Here is a 25,254-nt window from a genome sequence, read left to right as displayed (position 1 = left end):
GCCACGAATGACGACCGGCAAAACGTTGCAGCCTTTGCGGTTTCCGCTGCATAACAGCCGCCTGATTGAAGCCAGCGCGGGCACCGGTAAAACCTATACCATCGCGGCGCTGTATCTGCGGCTGGTGCTGAACCATGGTAACCAGGACGAGCGTTTCGGCGATTTTCTTACACCCGAGCAAATTCTGGTGGTTACTTTTACCGATGCTGCAACCGAAGAACTGCGCGATCGGATCCGCGCACGCCTGAGTGAAGCAGCGGCTTACTTTCGCCAGCAGACCGACCAGGCTGATGGCTTTCTGCAGGGGCTGCGTGCTGAGTATGCGGACGCCGAAGCCTGGCCCGCCTTGGCGCGCAAGCTGGAGCTGGCCGCCCAGTCGATGGATGAGGCGGCAGTACATACGATCCATGGCTGGTGCAACCGGATGCTTCGGGAGCACGCTTTTGCCAGCGGCAGTCTGTTCAGCCAGCAGCTTAATACCGATACCAAACAGCACTGGCTCACCGCCGCCCGTGACTACTGGCGCACTTTTATAGCTCCGCTGACTGCGCAGCAAGTTGATGCTTACCGGCTATTGACCAGTGAATTCAATAGCCCGGAGGCCATTTATGCCGGCGTACGTAATTTGCTGAATGACGTGCCGACGGCTGACCTGGCACCGCCAGCGCAACTGCTAAGTGAAGTACAGCAAGCAGAGCAGCAATTACGGGAGGAATTTCACAGTAAGCCGTGGCAGAGCTGGCTTGCTGATGCGCGGGTTTTTCTCGATGAGGTTATCGCCAGCAAACAGGCCCATGGCAATAAACTGCGCCGCGACCGGGTAAGCAACTGGCTACAGTCACTGGACGAATGGGCAGCGGCATTAGCGCTCGGAGAATCGGCGGCGCTGACGCCTTCGCTAACTGAGTCAGCCTGGCAACGGCTTACCCCTGACGGCTTGCGCGATGCGCTCCACATTCCTTTACCCGAGCATCCGCTGTGGCAAACCCTGGAGGAGCTTCACCATAGCTCACGCGCGCTACCGACGATTCGCACGCCCTTGCTTCATCATGCCGCGCAATGGCTGCAGCGACGCTTCAGCGCCTTGCAGCAACAACGCGCCGAAATGGGCTTTGACGACATGTTGAGCCGTTTGCGAGACGCGTTGCGGGGTAAGCATGGTCGTTCGCTGGCGGCCACTATCCGGGCGCAGTTCCCGGTGGCCATGATCGATGAGTTTCAGGATACCGATCCTACTCAGTATGAGATTTTTGATCGGGTTTACCAGCTTAAGGAGCCGCTACCGCAAACCGGCATTTTTCTGATTGGTGATCCCAAACAGGCAATCTACTCGTTTCGGAACGCGGATATTTACACCTATTTGCAGGCCCGGCGGGCCACCGCCGGCCGCCATTACACCCTGGCGGTGAACTTTCGCTCCACCGATGCCATGGTGGCAGCGGCCAACCAGCTCTTTGAACGCGCCCGGGAATACCCGCGCGGCGCATTTTTGTTTGGTACTACCGAAGACAATCCGGTGCCCTTTACAGCGGTAAAAGCCAATGGACTGAGCCGGCACTTCGTGATCGGGGATCAACCTGGCCCGGCTCTGCGACTGGACGTATTGCAGGCTTCGGACAAAGAAAAAAAACCGGTGCTGCAGGCTGCGCTGGCAGCACAAACCGCAGAGCAGATAGTTACTCTACTGAACGACCCGAGCAGTGGTTTTAAGCATGACGACGGCAGCTTTGCCCGTATTCAGCCCGGTGATATCGCGATACTGGTAAACAGCGCTAAAGAAGCTGCGGTAATCCGCAGCGCGCTACGTGAGCGGGCGGTACAGAGCGTGTACCTGTCTGACCGTGACTCGGTCTTTGCCGGTGCTATGGCCAGCGATCTGCTGCGTATTCTGCAGGCTTGTGCGGCGCCCCGGGATCCCGGCCTGCTCAGAGCTGCACTGGCCAGTTCGTTGCTGGCGCTGTCGCTGGCCGCGCTCGATTTACTTAATACCGACGAACTTGAATGGGACCGCCGCGCCGACCAGTTTCTGGACTACCACGAATTGTGGCAGCAGCGCGGGGTGCTGGCGATGCTGCAGCGCATATTGCATGACTTTTCGGTACCGGCGCGACTGTTGCGCGAAGACGGTGGGGAGCGACAGCTGACCGATATTCTGCACCTGGCTGAGTTACTGCAGCAGCAATCGGCGTTGGTCGAGGGCCGAACTGGTTTGCTGCGCTATTTAGCCGAGCATATTCAGTTGGCGAGTGATGAGGGCAACCGCACTGATGCAGCTGAGCAGCAGGTACGGCTGGAAAGCGACTCGCAACTGGTGCAGGTGATTACTATTCATAAATCGAAGGGCCTGCAGTATCCACTAGTCTTTTTGCCGTTTATCAGCAACTGCCCCGCCAGGCATCGTCGGGTGAGTTATCCCGCCAAGTACCATAATGCCGCGGATGAGCTTTGTCTGGCCTACGATAAAGATGATGTCGAAGGCAGTCAGCAGGCCGATCTGGAACGGCTGGCCGAAGATGTTCGTAAGCTTTACGTGGCGGTGACCCGGGCGCAATTTGCGACATTCATTGGTTTAGCACCGTTTCAGGAATTCAAAGACACGGCTTTGTGTTACCTGGCCAGCGGTGAATTCGGCAGCAAAGTCGAGTTTGGCGAACTGGTCGCCCAACTGAGCGACTTACCGCAACAGAAATTCGAAATTGATAGTCCGTTAACCCGTTATCAGGCCGACCGCGCGGACGGTGGAACGCTGGTCAGCTGTAGCATGCCGGCCGGACACCGGATGGAACGTTGGTGGGTGGCAAGCTACAGCGCCTTAAAGTACGGCGAACAAATAACCGCTGACGACGCCGATGCGCTGAATTCGCTGGAAGCCCGGCATGAACAGACCAGCGAAGTCGCGGCAACGCCCGAGCGCGAGCCCGACCCCGCCAGCCTGCATGGCTTTCCGAAAGGGGCCCAACCCGGGACCTTTTTACACAATTTACTTGAAGACGCCGCCAACGCCGGCTTTGCTGTACTTGCTGCGGACGGCGATAAACTGGCTCAGCTGGTCAACGAGCGCACCCGGCTGGAGCCCTGGCACAGCCACCAGCAAATGTTGCGGGACTGGCTGCACGACTACCTCCAGACCCCTTTCAAAGCAAGCCCTGAAGGGGGGGCTGACACCACTTTTACGCTGGCCGGGTTGAGCAGTTATCAGCCCGAGCCGGAGTTTTGGTTCGCCACCCATCAGGTTCGTGCTCAGCAGCTTGACCAACTGGTGCGCGAACATATACTGCCAGGCCAGGCGCGTCCGCAGGTGTTGCCGAGCCAGTTGAACGGTATGCTCAAAGGCTTTATCGATCTGGTATTTGAGCATGAGGGGCGCTACTACGTAGCCGATTATAAATCGAATTATCTGGGCCCGGATGCCAGCAGCTACGCCCGCACTGCGATGCGCGATAAGATCCTCGGTAGTCGTTACGATATGCAGTACGTTATCTACACCCTGGCGCTGCATAAACTGTTGAAAGCCCGGATGGGCAATGCGTACGACTACGATCACCATATTGGCGGTGCGGTTTACCTGTTTATGCGTGGCTATCAGGCCGATACCGCAGGCGCTTTTTTTGATCGGCCCCCGCGCGAATTAATCGAGCGCCTTGAGCAACTGTTCGCTGGCTCCCGGGCTGTTGCAGAGGGAGTAAACTGATGGACCTGATGCGGGAACTTGAACGTTGGCACCAACATGGCTGGCTGCGCGCGCTTGATTTAAATTTTGCCCGGTATTTGCAGCAAAAAGCCCCGGGCGATGCACCTTTGGTCTGGCTGTTGGGCGCGCTGGCGAGTCATCAGCTTGGCCGCGGCCACCCGTGCCTGGATATTCAGCTATTGGCGAACGATGCAGATAACTATTTACTCATACCACCGGAGCAAGCGAACAGCGCCAGCCGGTCAGAATGTGTCAGCCCTGTTAAATTGCTGCAAGCCGCGGGCCTTGATGCGGCACCGGAGCTATTGCATGAGGCGCTGGCTGGAGCCGCCGGCGGTACCAATTCGCCGCTGGTGCTAGTCGCCGACCAACGCCTCTATCTGCGCCGGTTCTGGCGATATGAAGATGCGATACGCCGGGATCTGCAGCAGCGTATGGACAGGCTGCCTGAAGTTGATCTGAGCCAGCTGGCAACGGTTCTGGATCAGTTGTTTGGTGCGCCGGGCGAAGGCGTAAGCTGGCAACGGATAGCCTGTGCCATGGCCGTGCGTAGCGGTTTCAGCATTATCACCGGCGGGCCGGGTACCGGCAAAACCTACACCGTTGTGCGGCTGCTGGCTACCCTGCAGCGGATGCATCAAGGGCAGGGTGCACTGACAATCCATCTGGCGGCGCCAACCGGCAAAGCGGCCGCGCGTATGACCGAGTCGATCCGCAAAGAACTAACCACCATGCCTGATATCGATGATATCCGTGAGCTGCTAAGCCCGGCTGCGGTAACCCTGCATCGCTTGCTGGGCACCCAGCGGCATGGTCGCAGCTTCCGCCACAATGCCCGGAACCCGCTGGTGACTGACGTGGTGATCGTCGATGAAGCATCCATGGTTGATATCGAGATGATGGCGGCACTGGTGGCGGCGCTACCCACCCACGCCCGCCTCATTCTATTAGGTGATAAAGATCAGCTCGCTTCGGTCGGCGCTGGCGCCATTTTGGGGCAGCTGTGCACCGGCGCCGAGCAGGGCAACTATGCCCCGGCGGTGGCGCAGTGGCTGGAGCAAGCCAGTCGGCAAACGCTGCCGGAGGCGATGTTGGCTGAAAAGCCGCCGCAGTCAGGCGCTGATCATTACAACCAGCATACTGTCATGCTACGCACCAGCCGCCGCTTTGATGATAGCCGTGGTATTGGCAAGCTGGCCGCTGAAGTGAATCATCAGCGCACCCAGTGGCTACGCAGCTGGCTGGCCGATAGCGCTGGCCTGGCAGCAACCGATGCACGATTCGCGAATATTGCGTTCCTGCAGATAGCGCAGCCCGGTATCAACGCCATGAAGAAATTAGTCAGGGAGGGCCTCACCCCCTTTCTGGACAGTCTCAAAAAGCGTCCGGCGGGTGAGGCTACGGATACCGAATTTGATAACTGGGCCGGCGCAGTACTTGAGCAGTATGCTGCCTTCCAGATCCTGACTGCGGTGAACGAAGGTGACTGGGGAATGCGTGCGCTTAACGAGCGGGTGATGCAGTGGCTGGATCGGGATACCACCGCAGTAGAGCCCTGGTATGCAGGCCGGCCGGTGATGGTCACTCATAATGACTATAATCTGAACCTGAGGAACGGCGATATCGGCATTGCGTTGCAGCGCCGTCCCGGCGACCCCCTGCGGGTAGTCTTTAAAACCGCTGATAATCGGGTCCGCTGGTTACTGCCCAGCCGGCTGACCCAGGTTGAAACCGTCTACGCGATGACGGTGCATAAATCGCAGGGCTCAGAGTTTATTCACACGGTAGTGGTGTTGCCCGAGCGCGAGACGCCGGTACTGACTAAGGAGCTGCTGTACACGGGCATAACCCGGGCCCGGGAGCACTTTACCCTGGTGGCAGCCAGCCCGCGGGTGGTGCTTGAAACGGTGACCAAACGAGTCGAACGACGAGGAGGACTGGTATGAGCCAGATTCAGATCTCGCAGCGGGTAAGTATTCCCGAGAGCGAAATCGAGTGGCAGTTTATCCGCTCAAGCGGCGCGGGCGGTCAAAACGTCAATAAGGTAGCCACTGCCGCGCAGCTCATTTTCGATATTAACGCCTCGTCGCTGCCTGACTACTATAAGCAACGACTGCTGCAAAAAAGTGATCACAGAATTACGCAAAGTGGCAAGATCATTATTAAAAGCCAGGAAACCCGCAGTCAGCTGAACAACCGTGAAACGGCGCTGGCGCAGTTTATTGAGCTGATTGCCAGCGTTAATGTGCAGCGTAAGAAGCGCATCCCCACCAGGCCAACCAAGGCCAGTAAAAAACGCCGCATTGAAGGGAAGAAAAAGCGCGGCGACGTAAAAGCCTTGCGAAAAAAGCTGATCTGATCATCGCTTGCACGTCCGACCACATAGCGCCATACTGATTGACGACAAGAACCGTTAACAACAAAACACGAATAATCAACAAAATAATAAAAAGGTACCCTTATGGCTAAAGCACAGGTATTCAATCGCAGGTTGCTGGCAACTCTGTTGGCAACCGGAGCCTTGATGACGCTCGCCAGTTGCGGCAGCAGCAGCGATGAGCAGGTGGTTGTTGCGCCGCCGCCGCCTACCGGGCTTATTGCTTTCGCCCCCGATGGTAATCTGGATGCGTCAATTAAGTGGACCAGTTATGGCGTCCCTTACATTACCGCCGATAACCTCGAGAGCCTGGGATATGGCGTTGGTTACGCGTTCGCGCAAGACAATATCTGTATCATCGCTGATCAGGTGATTAAGTTTAACTCGCAGCGGGCCAAATATTTTGGCCCTGACCGGGTGCCTGGCTCCGGCGATTCCGACAATATTCTCAATGACTTTGGCTATCTGACCCTGGGTATCCGCGAGAACGCTGAGGTGGGCTTTGAGCAGATCAGCGAACATTCTCAGGCGCTGGTAACCGGCTACGCAGCGGGATATAACCGTTATCTTGAGGACACCGGGGTGGCAAATATCGACCCGGCTTGTGCTAACCAACCCTGGGTGCAGCCCATTACTCCAATTGATATTATGACCTACGCTCAGGGCGTTGCCCTGTTGCCCGGCGCGGCTAACTTTACCGGGCCGCTATTTTTGGCGATACCGCCGGATGAAACGGCCGCTGTTACCAATAAAGAAACCGGGCAAGCTTTTAGTACTAAGGATCTGGAGTTGGCCCATAACCATATTCCTGATACCAACCCCACTGAAGCGGGCTCGAATGGCTGGGCCATTGGCTCTGATTTGTCTGCCACGGGCCAGGGCATGCTGATTGCTAATCCGCACTTCCCGTATACCGGCAATCAACGGTTCTGGCAGTTTGGTATTGAGGTTCCGGGTGAAATGAAAGTTGTCGGCGGCTCACTTTCCGGCATGCCGGGCATCATCAATATTGGCTTTAATGAAAATGTTGCCTGGACCCATACCTTCTCTACCGCTGCGCGCTTTACTGTACATCGTCTGACCCTGGATACGGCCGATAGCGATCGCACCACGTATATGCTGGATGGTGAGCCTGTTGCTATGACCAGAAAGCAGCATGAAATTGAAGTCGCAAGTGGGCCTTCGTCCTCGATTTTGCTGCAACGTAGCAGTTACCACAGTGAGTTTGGTCCGATTATTGTGATTCCTAACGCCCTGCCTTGGGGTACTGATGCAACGGGACAGGAAGTCGCCTACGCATTGTATGACGCGAACCTGCCCAACTATGACATCCTTGAGCATTGGCTGGGTATGAACCTGGCCTCCAATATTGCCGAGTATAAGCAGACTTTTGTGGATTACACCGGCACCATCTTTAACAACGCTATGGCGGTGGACAAAGATGGCAACGCGTTTTTCACCGATGGTTCTTCGGTGCCGGACATTGACTCCGCAGCCATTGCTGACTGGGCCGCCGACCCTTTGTATCAGGCTTTGACGAAACAGGTGGGTCTGTTTATTTTCCCCGGCGACGAAAGTCGCTTTATACCTCAGGGTAAAGTGCCGTACGAGCGCGCACCAAAGCTGGAGCGTAGTGATTTTGTGCAGAATTCCAATGATAGTTTCTGGCTGACCAACCCGGCTGAGCCGATTACTGGTGTTTCACCGCTATGGGGGCCGGTTGGTAACCAGCAGTCACTGCGTTCACGCATGGGACAGAAGATGCTGGCGGAAGGCGGTTCAGTTGATGGTCGCTTTACTCGCGACGATTTAGTCGATCGCCTGATTGGTAACCGGAACTTCCTTGGTGAAGAAGTGCTGACTGACCTGCTCGCTGCTTGTCAGGCGCGGGGTGAGACGCCCGTTACGACGGCTAATGGAGACGTGAACATCAAACCGGGTTGTGATGCCCTCGCAGCGTGGAACGGGACCATGAACCTTAACAGTGTCGGCGCCATGATGTTCCGTGAGTTTGCGACCGAGTTCAACCGCAATCGTCAATGGCAGGTACCGTTCGATCCCACTCAGCCAGTAACCACACCGAATACGCTGGATGCGAATGATATCGTGCTGCAGCAGTTCGCCGTGGCGCAGGAGCGCATTACCAATAACGGCTTCAACGTGGCGGCGACGCTCGGCGAGGTTCAGTTCGTTGAGAAGAGCCTGGCGGACGGTTCACCATCAGGCATGAAACTGCCGTGGGGAGGGTCCAATAATATCGAAGGCGGCTTTAACGTATTCCGCAGCAATATGGGTAATGACGGAACCTTATTGCCACGTCATACCTATCCACAGCTATCGGGATCCGAGCTGAGTGCCGTCGGTGGTGGCTATCACATTACCTACGGTTCAAGCTGGATGTTTGCAATGGAGTTTACTGATGCAGGTCCGGTAGCCGATGGTTTGCTGACGTATTCTCAGTCATCGAATACGGAGTCTGACCATTTTAACGATCAGACACTTTTGTATTCCAGTGCGCCGCAGTTGCGTCAGTTGTATTTCACCAATGCAGATATTGATGCCAATACGGTGACTGAGCTGGAATTAACCGGAACCCGGCCGGAATAAAGCCGGGTTAATCTTCGTCGTGGAGCTCGAAGCTACCTTCCAGACGTTGCAGGTAGTCTTCAGCCCCACAAATCTGGTAGTTGCCGGCCAGCTCACCCTGAGTGGGCTGTTGCCATAAGGTGATTTTTGCCGGCAATGCTACCGGGCGCTTGAAAGCGACGTCGATTTTTCTGATCGCCTTATCTGCTTGCCGCTCAATTTCTGCATGCGCTCTTGCCGCCATATACATACCGTGGATGATCGGCTGTTCAAAGCCGAACCAGCGTGACAGCAATGGATGCAGGTGGATTGGATTGAAATCACCGGATAAGCGGGCATACTGCCGGCTGGTACTCGCGTCGAGTGACCAACTGGCGACTGACCGCCAGCTTTCACCGGGCGGTGTGGTCGATTTTTTATCACGTGTTTTTGGGGTGCGTGCCGCTTGTTTCGGGCGTACCTGATACTCGCTGACGCAGCTCGCCACATGGCTGTTACCTTGCCAGAATTCCACCACAAAAACGGGACGCAGCCGCCGTGCGGAAACGGCCGGGCCCCGCTCGGGCAACTGGATACTGGCCTGCATAACAAAGTCAGTATCGGGTACAATCGGAGCGTGCTGTTCCAGACTATTGCTGACGTGGACCAAGCCAGGGGCTGGCCAGGGAAAACGTTCATCGAGCATTTGTGCCAGGTGCGCACGCTGCGCCAGACAATACATCAGAGTAAGCGGTACTGTGCTGACAAAACCGTCAAACGCCTGATGATAACGTTTTAACTGATCGCGGGTGAATGCCGGCGCCCGGTATGTACCTTTCAGCTCACTCGCTGCCGCCGTTTGCTGATCGTTGCGCGCAACAGTAAACAGAGAACGAAAAAACATTCCCGGAAGATTTGGTAAATGGCTGGGTGTTTCAATCTGCATATCAGCTATCCTCGCGTACACTGATGCCAATATAACATATTTTTGACTTTGACAGGCAATTCTGGCTAGCATCAATTTCATTAGGTAGTATACACGGACTTACCTAAGGTCAGGACAAACCTCTGTTCACCGTTATGGACATTGAACCAATGAACACCCCATCTGCACTTGAGCAATGTCGTAATTGCGATACCCCGCTGCAGGGCGAATACTGCCATCAGTGTGGTCAGCAAAATCAACAGTATCTGCGCAGCATTTTTGCGGTGGTCGGTAACTTATTTGGTGAAATAGGGCACTGGGACTCGCGCTTTTACCGCACCCTTAGCGGTTTGATGCTGCGTCCCGGGTTCTTAACAAAAGAATTTGTAAACGGGCGGCATGCTTCGTATGTTCCGCCTTTACGGCTCTATTTTTTTATTTCACTGATTGCGTTTCTGACGCTGTCGTTAACCATTGATTATGAGGCGATGACGGCCCCCGGTAATGAGGTGTTCCCTACCGCCGGCACAGAGCAGCCTGCCACGCCATCAACGTCTGAAGCCCGGCAGCCGCCCCCACCCGTGTCATTAGACTTTGGCGATGCCAGAATTTCGCTGCCGTTTCTGGGTGAGGCAGAACAGGAAAAGCTCAACGAAAAACTACGTCATTTGTCGCAAAATCCAAAGATACTGGTGCGGAAGCTGGTGTCGCTGGCACCGCAAATTATTCTGTTGATGATGCCTTTCTGGGCGTTATATCTAAAGATTATTTATATTTTTAAACGCCACTATTACCTGGAACATCTGACCGCAGCCCTGCATACCCATGCGTTTCTGCTGCTGTCGCTGACCATTCTGACGGCTATGTCACAGATGGCAGACTGGCTGACCGCCAGAACCGGGATGGCGGTTTTTGATCAGATATCCGATTGGATGGAAACGATTCTCTTAATGTGGATGGCAACTTATATGCTGTTCACCCAAAAGATTTTTTATAATCAGGGCTGGGGCAGAACCTTAATTAAGTTTGCGCTTTCAGCCATAGGCTATCTGGCACTTTTAAGCCTGGCTTTTGTCGCCATGGTAATTATTGGGGTGATGACTGCCTGATCGCCGCCGGTTAGTTGTTGTCGTCATCCTTGGTATCATCTTTTTTCTTTTTTTCCTTATTCTCTTTGGCTTTTTCTTTGAGACGCTCGCGCTGAGCCTTACGTTCAGCTTTAGCTGCTTCTTGCTCCGCTTTTATTCTGGCGCGGGCAGCGGCAATTTCCTCGCGGCGGCGTTCGGCTGCTGATTTGGCGTCCTCGCTCTGCTCTTTCGCCTGTTCCGCAGTGTCTTGCCCTTTACGGGCTTTATCATCCTGTGCCAGCGCTGTACCGACAGCGCCCAGACTCATCGTAATGATTAAGAGTATTTTGAATAATGCGCTCATGCTAAGTCTCCCTTGCTTTGGTGGTTTACTGTTGCCAGCTGCCTTCGTGTTGTAACAGCCAGAGCTTCTTATCGAGCCCGCCGGCATATCCCGTAAGGCTGCCGTTGCTACCGATAACACGGTGACAGGGGACGATGATTCCTAACGGGTTACGGCTGTTCGCCATGCCGACCGCACGCACGCCTTTAGGGTTTTGCAGCGCTTGCGCGATATCTGCGTAGCTGGCGAGTTTGCCGTAGCCAATCGTTTTCAGTTGTTGCCAGACCTTCTGTTGAAAGGCCGTGCCCTTGGGCCGCAGCGGTAAATCAAACTGCTGTAGCTGGCCGGCAAAGTAGGCTTTAAGTTGCTCCACGGCACGTTGCACCAGCGGACATGAGCCTGAGTCATTGCCTGCCGACCGGTTAAAATGGACCTGACAGATCGCTTCACCATCACTGACGACAGTGATAGGGCCTAAGGGGGAGTCCAGACTAGCCTGATACATACTGAGCCTCGCAATCTGAATGCGCAATGTATTTCTATTATGAACTATAAGCCGGGAAAGCGCATCGACAGCATCACCAAAGCACCATATAGTTGGGGCACGTCAGCCAGTTAAAGAAATAATAAGGTGGATTATGTCCCAGCAGAACCGCTATAGCATCGGGCCGGCAGCCCTGGTAGCAGCAGCTTTTATCGGCCCCGGCACTGTGGTCACCGCGTCGCTTGCGGGCGCACATTTTGGTTATGTCTTGTTATGGGCTCTGGTGTTTTCAGTGCTGGCCACTATGGTGCTGCAGGAAATGGCTGCACGGCTGGGAGTCGTTACACAGCAAGGGCTGGGTGAAAATATCCGGGCGGCGATTACCCATCCGGTATTGCGCTGGCTGGCCGTGGCTTTGGTGCTGGCGGCTATCGTAATTGGCAATAGCGTGTATCAGGGTGGCAACCTGACCGGTGCCAGCCTGGGTCTCAATGACCTGATCGGCTCCAGCCAAATAAGGGGGCTGACACCACTTGCGCTTGGCATCATCGCGGGCATTATTTTATGGATCGGCAGTTACCGCCTGATTGAGCGCGTGCTCATTGGCCTGGTGGTGCTGATGAGCATTGCCTTTGTTGTCACTTTTATGCTGACGCGGCCCGACTGGGGGCCGCTGTTAACTGGCTTGCTGATCCCATCACTGCCGGTTGGTAGTGTGCTGACGGTGGTCGCCCTGATCGGCACCACAGTGGTTCCCTATAACTTGTTTTTACATGCATCCAGCGCAGCGCAACGCTGGCAGTCGGCTGATCAATTGCCTGCGGCGCGGCGCGATTTGCTGATTGCCATCCCCATTGGCGGCCTGATTTCAGTGGCCATTGTCGCTACTGCCGCCTCGGCATTTTTCGGGCGCGCGGTTAGTCTGCAAGGCGCTGCTGATTTAGGCCAGTCGCTGCAGCCATTGTTCGGTGACGCGGCGACATGGTTTATGGCCACGGGACTATTTGCTGCGGGTATTTCATCAGCGCTGACCGCGCCGCTGGCTTCGGCCTACGCGCTTAGTGGTGTGCTTGGCTACCCACGCGATTTAACCAGTTGGCCGTTCCGGTTGACCTGGCTGGCCATTTTAATCATCGGCATCAGCATTGCTTCATTAGGTATCAGACCAGTCAGTGTGATTTGGTTTGCGCAGGTCGCTAATGGTCTGCTGTTACCTGTTATTGCGCTATTTTTGCTCTGGGTATGCAATCAGCCCCGGCTGGGTAGCTTCCGGAATTCAGCCGGCCAGAATTTGCTTGGCGGAACAGTTTGTCTTATCGCGGTGGGTTTAGGCATGCGAAGCTTAGCCAGCGCCTTTGGCTGGCTGGGTTAATTACCGAATAGCATTTCAAATTCAAGGCCGAGGATCCAGCGGGGTGTGCGGGTGTCGCTGATGGTTTCGCGCGGCCAGTGCATCCCGACCCAGCCCTCAAGATATAGCCATTCGCGCATAAAACGGCTGCGGTGGAGCGCCCGCACGCCATAGTCCAGCATCGGGACCTCTTCGCGCGTCTCGCCGTACCACCAGACTTCGCCACCGACTGCTCGTTCCGGGTGATACATTAGATAGAGCTTATTGGAAGCATGCCAGCGCACCCCTTCGGTACGTTCGGCAAAAGTGCCACGGATCCAGAATTTATTGAACCAGCGCTGACTGAACATTCTCTCGTGTTCAATAGTCTGAGCGATACCAAAACCATCACTATCGCGCCAGAACCCCACTGATTGAACCCTGATTTCACTGGCATCGCTTAAGATAGTTTCGAAGCGGTAACGTGCGCGAACATAAGTGTCGAGGTCCAGCCCGCCGCGAAAACCGGCGCCAAAAGACAGGCTTTGGTCGGCCTCCACGTAGGGATCAAAACCCAGACCGACCATCCATTCTTCATCGGCCTGACTCCGACGAATAACAGTCGGCCGGTCAAGTTGTGAGTCGTTAATGAAATCGTCAAAGTCGCCACGACCGATGATGGCGGAAAGGCGCTTTTGTGCATGGGGGAAAACCAGGTTAGCGCGGAAGCTGGAATCAATCTCAAAGCCGTCGTGCTCGTCCCATACCGGGCTTAGGGACAGGCTGCCATAACTGCCCGGATAATCGGCGGGGTCGACCTCTTCAGCAAACAGAGAGTCAATCCACAGCGCACTGCGATCGACTGTATTCGTTAGCCCCTGGCGAAATCTATCAATAACTGCAGTACCCTGCTGAGCGGTTTCCTTTTGCTGCGCCTGTGCCTGTGCCGGGACAAACGCACTGTAGAGCAGTATCAAGCTTAGCGGTAACACGCGATAATACATTAAGCCTCCTCCCGGTCTATACTATCGACGATACAAGGAAACCCATTAACTAACCAGCTAATATTTGTTAAATACTGACCCGTTTATAGCGCCGGTATTCAGGGCTCCAGAAGTTCTTATCAATGCGGCTCTGCAGTGTTTCATCACTGATTTCTAAGGCGAGCCCCTGCTGCTGAGCAACTTTAGCAACAGCAAAAGCAATATCCTTACTTAGCTTGGCAATCGCGGTAATTGGTGGTAGTAAGTGTTCACTTTCGCCACGACCTCTGGGCGATGCATCGGCCAGGGCGGTACTTGCCGCAATCATCATTTCATCACTAATCCGGCTGGCTTTGGCAGAAATAACGCCAAGCCCGATACCCGGGAAAATATAACTGTTATTGCATTGCGCGATAGGGTAGCACTTGCCGTTGTACGTTATCGGCTCAAATGGGCTTCCGGTAGCCAGAATTGCATCACCTTCAGTCCACTCAATCACATGAGCCGGGTGGGCTTCGACCTGGCGCGAGGGATTGGAAAGCGGAAAGATAATGGGCTGGGCAGTATACTGATGCATCGCGCGGATAACTTGCTCAGTAAATAGCCCCGGCTGGCCCGATACGCCGATGAGCACGCCGGGCTTGGCGCAATGCATCACATCGACCAGCGACGGATAGTCGCCGCTGTGTTGCCAGTCAGCAATGCGTTCGCGCGGTTGCACTAAGGCTTGTTGAAAATCATAAAGATCAGGATGTCCTTCAACTAACAGCCCGAGTCGATCGACCATAAAAATTCGGCTGCGGGCCTCCTCATCGGTGAGCCCTTCATTGACCATCTGCTGAATAACTTGTTCGGCAATACCACAGCCGGCGGATCCCGCCCCTACAAATGCGACTTTCTGGTCACTGAGGCGAGTGTTTTTGCTTTTACAGGCTGACAGCAAGGTACCGACGGTAACTGCTGCGGTGCCCTGAATGTCGTCGTTAAAACAGAGAAAGTCATCGCGGTATTTGCGCAGAATCGGCATTGCATTGGGTTGTGCGAAGTCTTCAAACTGAATCATCGCGTCGGGCCAGCGCCGTTTAACCGCATGCATAAACTGATCAACGAAGGCGTTGTATTCTTCCTGGCCGATACGCTCGTGGCGTGCTCCCATATACATGGGGTCCTCCAGTAACTTTTTATTATTGGTGCCGACATCCAGGCATACGGGCAGGGTATAAGCCGGGCTGATGCCGCCACAGGCCGTATACAAGCTCAGCTTGCCGATCGGGATACCCATGCCGCCAATGCCCTGATCACCCAGGCCGAGGATACGTTCACCATCGGTGACCACAATGACTTTTACTTTGCGCTTGGTGGCATTATGGAGAATGTCGTCGAGATGATCGCGTTCTTCGTAGGACAAAAACAGGCCGCGTGCACTGCGGTAGATATCCGAGAACTGTTCACAGGCATCGCCCACGGTTGGGGTATAGATGATCGGCATCATCTCTTCAAGATTATTCTGCAGCAGCCGATAGAACAGCGTTTCGTTATTATCCTGAATAGCGCGCAGGTAAATATGCTTGTTAATCGCGGTATCAAAGCTGGAGTACTGGCGGTAGCAGCGTTCAAGCTGCTCTTCCACAGTTTCGTAACGCGGGGGCAACAGCCCGGTCAGATTAAATTCAGCACGCTCTTCGTGACTGAAGGCGCTGCCTTTATTTAACAACGGGGTTTCCAGCAGATTCGGGCCTGCATAAGGAATATACAACGGATCCTTCATGAATCACTCTCCATACGCTACAAACTAATGCCTTCTATTATTGCAAAAAAATCGACATCGCACATGGAAAAGCCGGCGTCAGTCGCTGCTGCTGAGCTTATTTTTTCAAGTAAACAGCTGATTGCCGGGGTTCATCAGGATCCAGCTGGTCAGAATATACTTGTCATTTGATTCGGGCACGGTACCGCGATGGGTATGGGTAAAATAGCCCGGAGCAATCACCATCCGGCCTTGTTTGGGCTTAATGCTGCGCTGCTGATAATAAAAATCGGTGCTGCCGCCTTTATCAACGTCGTTGAGGTAAAACATGAACAGCAAAGTGCGGTGCAGGGCTTCGACGCCCTGTTTCTCAGGATAGACTTCACAATGCCAGTAATTGTAGTTGCCCTGGCCCTGTTTATAGCGCTGCGCCTGAATCGGCCCCAGGCGGTAAAGCAACTGCATATAGGCTTCCTCGTTGCCGGCCGCGACCTCATCAAAATTTTCATGGGTCAGGTTAACAGGCTGACCGGTTTGCGGATGGCGTATTTGCAAGGCTACCGGAGCAATCAGCGCAAACCGGTACTTTTTAAAATAAGCGACGGCATGTTCGCGGGTGGCGTTACGGATCACTTCAAGATAGGGTTCATAGTCTTTGTGCTGATTTAAATATAAATCCTCACTGACCTTTTTAGTTGGGTCAACACCACTGCCGGTTCGCCCGGGATTTTTATGCGGGCTTTGATCAAATACTTCAATAAAGCGCTGACAGAACTCAGGCGTCAGGGCATCGTCATAAATTTCAATAAAATCGGCGCTCACAAGCTCGTCCTGGCTGGTTGGTAAGTTTTTATCCATTGTCCGCTCATAGTAACTTCATTCAATAATTAGTTACAATTCATTGACTAAATAACATAGCTGTTTCTTATAGATGTTCTATTCTGAGAACTTGCCCGGGCCTTTTGCGAAAGGGTTACTATACAAGAGAGACTAAGTTATGAAACTACAGCGTCTGATCATTGCCACCATCGTACCGGTGATGCTTTATGGATTTTCGCTACCAGCGGCGGCGCTCGCGGAGGCCGACCAGAAATCGCTAGACGCGCTGGTGCAGTCGGTATATCAACCTGATTTGCCCGGGGCGACGGTTGTGGTCGCTAAAGGCGGTGAGCTTGTGTATTCCGGTGCCAGAGGGATGGCCGATCTTGAGATGGGGGTGCCCTTAGCGCCCGAGCATATTTTCCGGCTGGCCTCGGTCACCAAACAATATACCGCTGCGGCTATCTTAACCCTGGTCGATGAAGGCAAGCTAAAACTCGATGATCCTGTCTCCCGCTGGTGGCCCGATAGCGCTTACGGCGATGTGACGGTGCATCAGCTGTTAAACCATACGTCCGGAATTGCCAGTTACACCAGTATTCCGGGTTACATGACCGATGAGCGTATTCGTCGGGATCTTTCGACGGACGAGCTAATCGCCACCTTCAGTGCTTTACCGGTGGATTTTGCTCCAGGCGCTGAATGGCGCTATAACAACTCCGGCTATGTACTGTTAGGCGCTATCATTGAAGACCTGACTGGTAAGCCCTGGCATCAGTACATTGCTGAAAAGCTGTTAGTGCCGCGCGGTATCACGAACACCGATTATTACCCGGATCAGCAGGTGGTCCGGGGCCGCGTGCATGGCTATCATCCCTCTGCTGAGGGGCCGATTAATGCGCCCTGGCTTAGCATGAGCCAACCTCATGCGGCCGGTGCACTTTCTGGAACGGCGCTGGATGTCAGTCAGTGGCAATATGCGCTGCATACCGGCAAGGTGCTGCCAGACGCTCTTTATGAGCGGATGATTGCGCCCAGCGAGGTTTCGGGGCCTTATGGGTACGGTCTGCAAAATGGTTCGGTACGGGGTTTGCCGGTGATTGAGCACGGTGGCGGCATTCATGGCTTTGCAACCTATGCATTGTGGATGCCGGATCACGAAATTTCGGTGGTGGTACTGACCAATTACGTCGGGCATTCCGTCAGACCGGGTGTGGTTGCGCACCGACTGGCTGCAATTGCTGCCGGCAAACCGTATCCGGTGGAGCAGCCGCGTATAGAGTTATCCGCGGAGCAGTTGCAGGCGATAGCAGGCACTTATCGCATCGATGAAAACACTATCCGGACCCTCAAAATCAAAGAGGGTCAGTTAATCAGCCAGCGCCAGGGTGGCGCAGAGTCCATCGTTTATCCGGTTACACCAGATCGCTTTGTAATGGCTGATTCGGTCGTTTATTTTGATGTTGTCCGGGCCGAACAGGGGCTGGTAACCGGTGTGAATTTTTATCAGCAGGGCAGTAACGAGGCTGAGTTCGCTGAGAAGATAAGCGATGAGATCGTTGAACCAAAAACCATCGAACTGAATGCAGATCAACGAGCCCGATTAGTTGGCGATTACCAGCTACAGCCGGGCTTTATCATTAGCGTTCGCGATACCGAAGAAGGGATGACGGCCCAGGCCACAGGTCAGGGAGCATTCACGGTAGTGGCGGAGTCTGCGGCCATTCTGTTCAACGACCAATATGGAATCAAAATGGTATTTGATCTGCCGGCCGATGGCGCCGCCACGGCTTTAACGCTGCACCAGGGCGGCCAGCAACTGCCAGCGCCCCGGGTCGAAGAGTAACCTGAGTGAAAGCCCTATCGCAAAATGAGCATAGGGCTTTTACTGGCCTGTAACATACTGGTGGTGGTGCTACCGACCAGGAACTGACGAATGCGTGAGTGTCCGTAGGCCCCCATCACCATAATATCGATGCCGTGCTCAGCCTGATAGGTATGTAAAGTGGGTTCCACCTCACCAGCGCGCAGCGCGATATGTACTTGGTGACCATTTTCAGCCAGCTGGTGCTCGGCCCACTTCAGTTTTTCCCGGTTGTCACTGGTGTCAGCATCGATCATCACCACATGCACTGGCAGGCCCTTAAATAGCGGGCTTTTGGCCAGCATTTCGACCCCTTTACGCGTGGTCGCACTGCCATCGAAGGCGAGCATCGCACTGCCCGGCGCCTTGAATTCAGTCGGGGTGAGCAGAATCGGGCGATGCAGAGTGCGAATCACCGTTTCCAGCTGACTACCGATATGCTGTGGTTTGTCGCTGGTATCTTCGCCATGCAGGCCAAGCACCACCAGGCGGATTTCGTCTTCCATATCATCCAGCGTCTCGGAAAGATCCCCGTGCCGCTGACGCAGGTTAATATTGACCACACCATCCTCACGGGCTCTGGTTTCGGCGGCTTCGAGCATGACATGACCCTCTTTGAGCGCCACTTTAGCGCGCTGGGCATCCAGCTCGGCAAGTTCTTCGAGCAAATGCTCACGGCTGCCCAGACCGATATTGCCGGTGACATCTGGCGCCACCGGGTACCGGTTCAGATTCAGTACGTGCAGTAAAACTAAAGGCGCGTCGAGCTGCAGTGCAGCCCAGGCTGAGTAATCACATACGCCGGTTGCGGCCGCAGAACCATCGATACATCCAACTACGTTTGTCATTGTCTTGTCTCCTCAGTGTTCGCTTAGTGGCCGCCCATAATGTCTTGTCCGGCATCAGGTTTATCGTGTACGCCAAAACGATCCACAATGGTCGCGCTGGCTTCATTCAGACCGCGCACTTCAACTTCTGCGCCTTCGCGGCGGAATTTAATCACGACTTTGTCCAGTGCCGCCACTGCGGTAATATCCCAGAAGTGCGCGCGGGTCAGATCTATGACAACCCGATCAAGCGCTTCTTTGAAATCAAAAGCACCGACAAACTTATCCGATGAACTGAAAAACACCTGCCCGACAACCTGGTAGGTCCGTTCCAGACCGTCTTTATCAATAGACGACTGTACCTGCATAAAGTGGCCGATTTTATTGGCAAAGAATACCGCTGCCAGCAATACACCAACGCCAACCCCGAGGGCCAGGTTGTGGGTTGCGACCACCACCGCCACGGTCGTGATCATAACGATGTTGGTCGACAGCGGATGCTTTTTAATATTGCGGATAGAGTCCCAGCTGAAAGTCCCGATAGAAACCATGATCATCACTGCCACTAATGCGGCCATTGGGATCTGCACCAGCCAGGCATCAAGAAGCAGGATGAGCACCATCAGGAAGATGCCGGCGACTAAAGTGGAGAGCCGGGTCCGACCGCCGGATTTCACATTAATAATTGATTGGCCGATCATGGCGCAGCCAGCCATACCACCTAATAGACCTGCGCCTATATTGGCCACGCCCTGGCCTTTACACTCACGGTTTTTATCGCTGCTGGTGTCGGTCAGATCGTCCACTATGGTGGCCGTCATCAGTGATTCCAGCAGGCCGACCGCAGCCAAAGCGACCGAGTAGGGCAGAATAATCATCAGGGTTTCCAGGTTAAGGGGGACATCCGGCCATAAGAATATCGGCAGGGTATCCGGTAGCTCACCCATATCACCAACGGTGCGGATATCCAGATTCAAAAATATCGCTACAATAGTCAGCACCACAATGCATACCAGCGGTGAGGGTAAGCTCTTGCCAATTACCGGAACATACGGGAACAGATAAATAATACCCAGGCCCGCTGCGGTCATGGCGTAAACATGCCAGGTCACGTTTGTCAGCTCAGGTAGCTGCGCCATAAAAATGAGAATGGCCAGTGCGTTGACGAAGCCCGTGACCACTGAACGTGACACGAAGCGCATCAGCGAGCCCATCCTCAGGAAGCCGGCGCCAATCTGTAGTAGGCCCGTCAGCAAAGTGGCCGCCAGCAAATATTCGAGGCCATGCTCCTTGACCAGCGTGACCATCAGTAGCGCCATGGCGCCAGTGGCGGCGCTGATCATTCCGGGCCGTCCTCCCGTAAAGGCAATGACAACAGCAATACAGAACGACGCATAGAGTCCCACTTTAGGGTCAACGCCAGCGATAATAGAAAATGCGATTGCCTCGGGAATCAGCGCGAGAGCAACCACAATACCAGCCAGCACATCACCACGGATGTTAGAAAACCAGTTTTGTTGAATGGTCTTGAGCATGAGTTGGATTCACTTTTTTATAAAAACAGAATAAAACAGATACAGGAAAGCCTGAGTCGCGATTGACTCAGTCAGCAATAAAAGGAACGGAACGCTAGGGTGGCGTGATCTGCATGCTGTGTGGTATCTCTTCAGGGTTATGATGAACGTTATCGTCTTTGCGAATGCGGGCGAATAGTACCCTAACCAGGGCGTTCACGCAAACCAGGAGCCGCCACTAAGCCTTGTCAGAACAGGAATTATTGACTACATACAATAGGTTAGTAATGCTGTAAAACAACGCTAATCATCAACCAAATTTAATCGGGTGCAAATTATATGTCCTATATCCATGAGACCATCGAGAAGCTCAAGAAAACCAGTCCGGCGCAGAGCGAATTTTACCAGGCGGTCGAAGAAGTGCTGGATTCGCTGGCGCCACTGCTTGAGAGTCATCCGAAGTATCAGGAGCATTCGATTATTGAGCGGCTGGTGGAACCTGAGCGGCAAATTATGTTCCGGGTTCCCTGGGTGGACGACAGTGGCAAAGTCCAGGTCAATAAGGGCTATCGAATTGAATTTAACTCGGCTCTTGGGCCCTACAAAGGTGGCTTGCGGTTTCACCCGAGCGTAAACGGCAGCATCATCAAGTTTCTCGGCTTCGAACAGATTTTTAAGAACGCCCTGACCGGACTGCCGATCGGCGGTGGCAAGGGTGGCGCTAACTTTGATCCTAAAGGCAAATCAAACGGCGAAATCATGCGTTTCTGCCAGTCGTTTATCAACGAACTCTACCGGCATATTGGTCCGACTACGGACGTCCCCGCTGGCGATATTGGCGTCGGCGCTCGGGAAATTGGCTATATGTTTGGTCAGTACAAACGGCTGGCGAACAGTTTTGACGGTGTACTAACCGGTAAAAGCACGCTCTGGGGTGGCTCGCTGGTGCGCAAACAAGCGACCGGCTATGGCGCCGCCTATTTCGCCCGCTGCATGCTTGAGGCGCGCAGTGAAAGCCTCAAGGGAATGACTTGTCTGGTTTCGGGTTCAGGTAATGTGGCGATCTACGCGATTGAAAAGCTGCTGGCGCTTGGGGCAAAACCCGTAACCTGTTCAGACTCCGGCGGCACTATTTATCATAAAGACGGTATCAATCTGCATACCTTAAAGGAGATTAAGGAAGTGCGCTCGGGCCGCCTGACCGAATATCTGGATTGCCACCCCGAGGCTGAGTATACGGCCCGCGAAGATTATCCGGAAGATGGTCATAAGGTTTGGCGTTATGAAGGCCAGGCTGCCTTCCCTTGTGCAACGCAGAATGAGCTAACGGCCAGCGATGCGGAGATATTATTGCAGAACGGCTGTATTGCCGTCGCCGAAGGCGCCAATATGCCGTCCACCGAAGGCGCTATCGATAAATTTATTGATGCGAAAATAGCGTATGGCCCGGGCAAAGCTGCGAACGCGGGGGGGGTGGCGACCAGCCAGCTTGAGATGGCCCAGAATGCCGGCATGGTGCGCTGGAGTTTTGCCGAGGTGGACGAAAAGCTGCAAGACATCATGCGCAATATCTTCCGCGATGCGAAAAATACCGCGGAAGAATTTGGCTTCCCCCATAATCTGGCGCTGGGTGCCAATATTGCGGGTTTTCGTCGGGTAGCGGATGCGATGATAGATCAGGGGGTGGTCTGATTCCATCTAGCGGAGCGCCGATCTTTTTACTAGGCTTACAGTGTGTGAATAGCTAAAGGAGGTACTTATGGCACATCCAAATGATCCATTGCCAAGGCCCGACACTAAGAAAAAGCGGGAAGAATTAGCTAAGGCCAAAGACGAAGAAGCGCGTCGCGCTGAAGAACGGGAAAAAGAAAAAGAGCATGACCGCGGCGATCGCGCGAACCGCTGATTTGCCGCCGGGTGCGCAAAAAAGAGCCGCATGTATGCGGCTCTTTTTATTTCTGTCGCAGTTATTTACATTTCCCTGATTGACAAAAGATCCACTTCTGCCAATGATGCTCCCCAGCTTTTGTTCCGCGCACCTTTTCGCGCCTTACCTTATTAAGAGCATTTATGAAAAAATCACTGTTACTTCTGGCGTTATTCCCGGCTCTGGCCAGCACCTACGCGGCCGCCGATGAAGGCATGTGGATGCCGCAGCAACTGCCAGCCATCGCTGCCGAACTGAAAGCCGCGGGTTTAGAGCTGGATCCAAATGACCTGACTGAGCTGACTGAATTCCCGATGGGCGCGGTGGTAAGCCTGGGCGGTTGCTCAGCTTCGTTTGTATCGCCACAGGGCCTGGTGGCAACTAACCATCACTGCGTATATAACAGCATTGCCTACAACTCCACGCCGGAAAACGACTTGCTGGCCAATGGCTTTCTGGCCACGACTATGGCCACGGAAGTGCCTGCTGCGCCGGGTAGCCGCATTTATGTTACTAAAGCGGTTGATAATGTCACCGCTAAAATCATCGATGAAAAAACCGATGCCTTAAGTGGCAAAGCCCGGGTTGATGCGATCGAAAACAACCAGAAGGCATTAGTTGCTGAGTGTGAACAAGACGAAGGCCACCGCTGCAGCGTTGCTGCCTATTACGGCAGCCTGGAATATTACCTGATCAAACAGCTGGAAATTAAAGATGTGCGTCTGGTTCATGCCCCGGCTGAAGGCGTCGGCAAGTTTGGCGGTGACACTGATAACTGGATGTGGCCGCGTCATACCGGCGATTACTCGTTCTATCGCGCTTATGTGAGCCCGGAAGGAAAGTCGGCCGACTTCGCGAAGGACAACGTTCCCTATACACCAGACTTCCATCTGACCCTGGCCAGCGATCCGCTGGAAGAGGGCGATTTTGTTATGGCGCTGGGCTATCCGGGCCGTACCAACCGCCACCGCCTGCCATCAGAAGTCAGCAATACCTTTGAGTGGAGTTACCCCAACACGGTCAGTCATTATACCGATACGCTGGCCGTTATCGCCGGCGCGACCAAAGGGAATAAAGACGCGCAGTTGAAGTATGCCAGCCGCGTTGCAGGCCTCAATAACTATCTGAAGAACCGCCAGGGTATGCTCGACAGCTATGCACAAAGCGATCTGCTAGAGCGTAAAAAAGCTGAACACGCCGCGCTGAAAGCCTGGGCAACAAGCACTGAAGCGAATCGCGATGCCTATGCTGCCGATCTGGAAGCGATTGAAGCACTGCTGCAGCAGCAACAGGCACAGGCCCGTGCGGATTATCTGCTGGATAATGCACGGCCACGCCTGCTGGCTGCCGCCCGGGCTATTTATCGTTTAGCTCAGGAACAGACGAAGCCCGATGCTGAGCGTAAAGCCGGCTATCAGGAACGTGATCTGCCGCGCTTTAAAGCCTACGTAACCGGCCTTGATCGCACCCTTGATGTCGCTGTCGAGAAGGCGCTGGATTTACATAATCTGAGTGAATATAGGGCGCAGCCAAAAGCTCAGCGTGACGCCAGTTTTGATCAGGCCATGGGGCTGACTGATGGCATGACCCGGGTTGAACTCATCGCGCTGATCGACAGCTGGTATGACAGCACCAGCCTGACGGATCTGGCGACCCGCACAGCGTTACTGGGAAGTACGCCGGGCGAATTCGCTGACAGTAAGGATGCTTTCCTGCGCGCTGCGGTGGCGCTGTATCCGGAAGATCGGGCAGCGGAAGCTGCAGAAGAAGAGCTGGCCGGTAAAATTCAGCAGGCCTATGCCAGCTACATGCGGGCAAAAATCGCGTTCATGCAGTCCAAAGGTCAGGCGGTTTATCCGGATGCCAACAGCACCCTGCGGGTAACTTACGGTAATGTAACCGGCCGTGATCATGGTACTTATGACGGCACCGCCTGGACCCCGTTTACTACGCTTCGGGGCATTAGCCAGAAAGCGACTGGCGAAGGCGAGTTCAATGCGCCGCAGGCCCAGCTTGATGCCATCGCTGCGAAAAATTACGGCCCTTATGGCGTGGCTTCGCTGGACTCCGTACCAGTGAACTTCCTGGCGACCCTGGATATTACCGGCGGCAACTCCGGCTCTGCGGTACTAAACGGCAAGGGTGAATTAGTCGGTCTGGCTTTTGACGGAACCCTCGATTCAATTATTTCCGACTGGGACTTCAATCTCAACAATACCCGCTCGATTCAGGTCGATTCGCGCTTTATGTTATGGCAGATGCAAATGGTTGACGGTGCCCATCACCTGCTTGAAGAAATGGGCGTAAAGCAAGCCAACTAAGCTTTTGCTTCTGAGTGGCAGCGGAGCTCGCTTATGAGCTCCGCTGCTGACTTAGCAACCGCAACTCCATTCGCTTCAGTTCAAGTAGCAGAGATTTACGATTCGACTCCGTCCAAATCCAGAGTTTCGTCGTCACCTGCATAATCAGCGCTGTCAGAAAAAGCACGCCCCAGAGCACGCGTTCATCTGCTGCTGTTGTCAGGAAATGATAGCCGGTGTAGATCATGGCGGCGGTTAGCAGGATAGCCAGAAGATAACCGATCACCATCACCCACCGCATACCCAGCCTGAAGCCTGCGGCAAGGTGTGCAAATAATCCCCGGTTTTCTGCCATCATGCGATCGCGCTCATGCGCTTGCTCAGACAAATCCTGTTTAATTTTATCGTCGATACTCATAACCTCATTCTCCTCACTATAAGACCTCTGTTATCGTTGGCGCGCTCTGTATCGCGGCGCTTCACCGATAAGA

Annotated in this window: 19 protein-coding genes; 10 read left to right on the top strand and 9 right to left on the bottom strand. The window is 54.2% G+C overall.

The window, feature by feature from the left end; genetic code table 11:
- The first annotated feature begins 7 nt into the window (after window positions 1–7).
- From recB to R3196_RS02850, 4 genes are all read left to right on the top strand, one after another.
- Entirely contained in the window at window positions 8–3,691 is a 3,684-nt protein-coding gene (gene recB / locus R3196_RS02865) for an exodeoxyribonuclease V subunit beta (RefSeq protein ID WP_318935141.1), read from the top strand.
- Window positions 3,691–5,637, top strand: a complete 1,947-nt coding sequence (gene recD / locus R3196_RS02860; protein WP_318935140.1) for an exodeoxyribonuclease V subunit alpha — start codon at window positions 3,691–3,693, stop codon at window positions 5,635–5,637. The genes recB and recD overlap by 1 nt, the downstream gene beginning before the upstream one ends.
- Window positions 5,634–6,050 (top strand): alternative ribosome rescue aminoacyl-tRNA hydrolase ArfB, encoded by a 417-nt coding sequence (arfB, locus tag R3196_RS02855; RefSeq protein WP_318935139.1) that lies wholly within the window; start codon window positions 5,634–5,636, stop codon window positions 6,048–6,050. Before recD ends, arfB begins: the two co-directional genes overlap by 4 nt.
- Window positions 6,051–6,152: 102 nt before the next feature.
- Entirely contained in the window at window positions 6,153–8,675 is a 2,523-nt protein-coding gene (locus R3196_RS02850; protein WP_318935138.1) for an acylase, read from the top strand.
- 7 nt (window positions 8,676–8,682) lie between these two features.
- On the opposite strand, the gene R3196_RS02845 is transcribed toward R3196_RS02850, so the two are convergent.
- Window positions 8,683–9,579, bottom strand: a complete 897-nt coding sequence (locus R3196_RS02845) for a MaoC/PaaZ C-terminal domain-containing protein (protein WP_318935137.1) — start codon at window positions 9,577–9,579, stop codon at window positions 8,683–8,685.
- Between the two features lie 149 nt (window positions 9,580–9,728).
- On the opposite strand from R3196_RS02845, the gene R3196_RS02840 reads away from it, so the two are divergent.
- Window positions 9,729–10,667 (top strand): DUF3667 domain-containing protein, encoded by a 939-nt coding sequence (locus R3196_RS02840; RefSeq protein ID WP_318935136.1) that lies wholly within the window; start codon window positions 9,729–9,731, stop codon window positions 10,665–10,667.
- Window positions 10,668–10,677: 10 nt separating this feature from the next.
- On the opposite strand, the gene R3196_RS02835 is transcribed toward R3196_RS02840, so the two are convergent.
- Both R3196_RS02835 and R3196_RS02830 read right to left on the bottom strand, forming a co-directional pair.
- Window positions 10,678–10,989, bottom strand: a complete 312-nt coding sequence (locus R3196_RS02835; protein ID WP_318935135.1) for a hypothetical protein — start codon at window positions 10,987–10,989, stop codon at window positions 10,678–10,680.
- Between the two features lie 25 nt (window positions 10,990–11,014).
- On the bottom strand, window positions 11,015–11,473 hold the full coding sequence (locus R3196_RS02830) for a methylated-DNA--[protein]-cysteine S-methyltransferase (RefSeq protein ID WP_318935134.1): 459 nt from the start codon (window positions 11,471–11,473) through the stop codon (window positions 11,015–11,017).
- 133 nt (window positions 11,474–11,606) lie between these two features.
- On the opposite strand from R3196_RS02830, the gene R3196_RS02825 reads away from it, so the two are divergent.
- Window positions 11,607–12,824, top strand: a complete 1,218-nt coding sequence (locus tag R3196_RS02825; RefSeq protein WP_318935133.1) for an Nramp family divalent metal transporter — start codon at window positions 11,607–11,609, stop codon at window positions 12,822–12,824.
- On the opposite strand, the gene R3196_RS02820 is transcribed toward R3196_RS02825, so the two are convergent.
- The 3 genes from R3196_RS02820 to R3196_RS02810 form a co-directional block, all read right to left on the bottom strand.
- Window positions 12,821–13,786, bottom strand: a complete 966-nt coding sequence (locus tag R3196_RS02820; RefSeq protein WP_318935132.1) for a hypothetical protein — start codon at window positions 13,784–13,786, stop codon at window positions 12,821–12,823. The two genes, R3196_RS02825 and R3196_RS02820, sit on opposite strands and share 4 nt — an antisense overlap.
- Before the next feature lie 67 nt (window positions 13,787–13,853).
- Window positions 13,854–15,533, bottom strand: coding sequence for an NAD-dependent malic enzyme (locus tag R3196_RS02815; protein ID WP_318935131.1), 1,680 nt, complete (start codon window positions 15,531–15,533; stop codon window positions 13,854–13,856).
- A gap of 105 nt (window positions 15,534–15,638) precedes the next feature.
- A complete protein-coding gene (locus R3196_RS02810; RefSeq protein WP_318935130.1) occupies window positions 15,639–16,370 on the bottom strand; it encodes a 2OG-Fe(II) oxygenase in 732 nt (243 codons plus the stop codon).
- A 139-nt stretch (window positions 16,371–16,509) separates the two neighbouring features.
- On the opposite strand from R3196_RS02810, the gene R3196_RS02805 reads away from it, so the two are divergent.
- Window positions 16,510–18,177, top strand: coding sequence for a serine hydrolase domain-containing protein (locus R3196_RS02805; RefSeq protein WP_318935129.1), 1,668 nt, complete (start codon window positions 16,510–16,512; stop codon window positions 18,175–18,177).
- Window positions 18,178–18,191: 14 nt separating this feature from the next.
- On the opposite strand, the gene R3196_RS02800 is transcribed toward R3196_RS02805, so the two are convergent.
- Entirely contained in the window at window positions 18,192–19,043 is an 852-nt protein-coding gene (locus R3196_RS02800) for a universal stress protein (protein ID WP_318935128.1), read from the bottom strand.
- A gap of 23 nt (window positions 19,044–19,066) precedes the next feature.
- Window positions 19,067–20,557 (bottom strand): SulP family inorganic anion transporter, encoded by a 1,491-nt coding sequence (locus tag R3196_RS02795; protein ID WP_318935127.1) that lies wholly within the window; start codon window positions 20,555–20,557, stop codon window positions 19,067–19,069.
- 318 nt (window positions 20,558–20,875) lie between these two features.
- On the opposite strand from R3196_RS02795, the gene gdhA reads away from it, so the two are divergent.
- The 3 genes from gdhA to R3196_RS02780 all read left to right on the top strand — a co-directional run bounded on the left by gdhA (window position 20,876) and on the right by R3196_RS02780 (window position 24,784).
- The gene (gene gdhA / locus R3196_RS02790) at window positions 20,876–22,228 is read left to right on the top strand and encodes an NADP-specific glutamate dehydrogenase (RefSeq protein WP_318935126.1); all 1,353 of its coding nucleotides are present in this window, start codon (window positions 20,876–20,878) and stop codon (window positions 22,226–22,228) included.
- Window positions 22,229–22,295: 67 nt separating this feature from the next.
- Window positions 22,296–22,442: a hypothetical protein gene (locus R3196_RS02785; protein ID WP_156959154.1), complete on the top strand. Its 147-nt coding sequence runs from the start codon at window positions 22,296–22,298 to the stop codon at window positions 22,440–22,442.
- Window positions 22,443–22,606: 164 nt separating this feature from the next.
- Window positions 22,607–24,784 (top strand): S46 family peptidase, encoded by a 2,178-nt coding sequence (locus R3196_RS02780; RefSeq protein WP_318935125.1) that lies wholly within the window; start codon window positions 22,607–22,609, stop codon window positions 24,782–24,784.
- A gap of 31 nt (window positions 24,785–24,815) precedes the next feature.
- Here R3196_RS02780 and R3196_RS02775 read toward each other — a convergent pair whose 3' ends face one another.
- The gene (locus R3196_RS02775) at window positions 24,816–25,181 is read right to left on the bottom strand and encodes a DUF6768 family protein (protein ID WP_318935124.1); all 366 of its coding nucleotides are present in this window, start codon (window positions 25,179–25,181) and stop codon (window positions 24,816–24,818) included.
- Window positions 25,182–25,254: the final 73 nt, after the last annotated feature.

Source organism: Pseudidiomarina sp., assembly GCF_033722695.1.
In the GTDB taxonomy this organism is placed as follows: Bacteria; Pseudomonadota; Gammaproteobacteria; order Enterobacterales; family Alteromonadaceae; genus Pseudidiomarina.
This window is presented reverse-complemented; position numbering and strand designations above follow the sequence as displayed.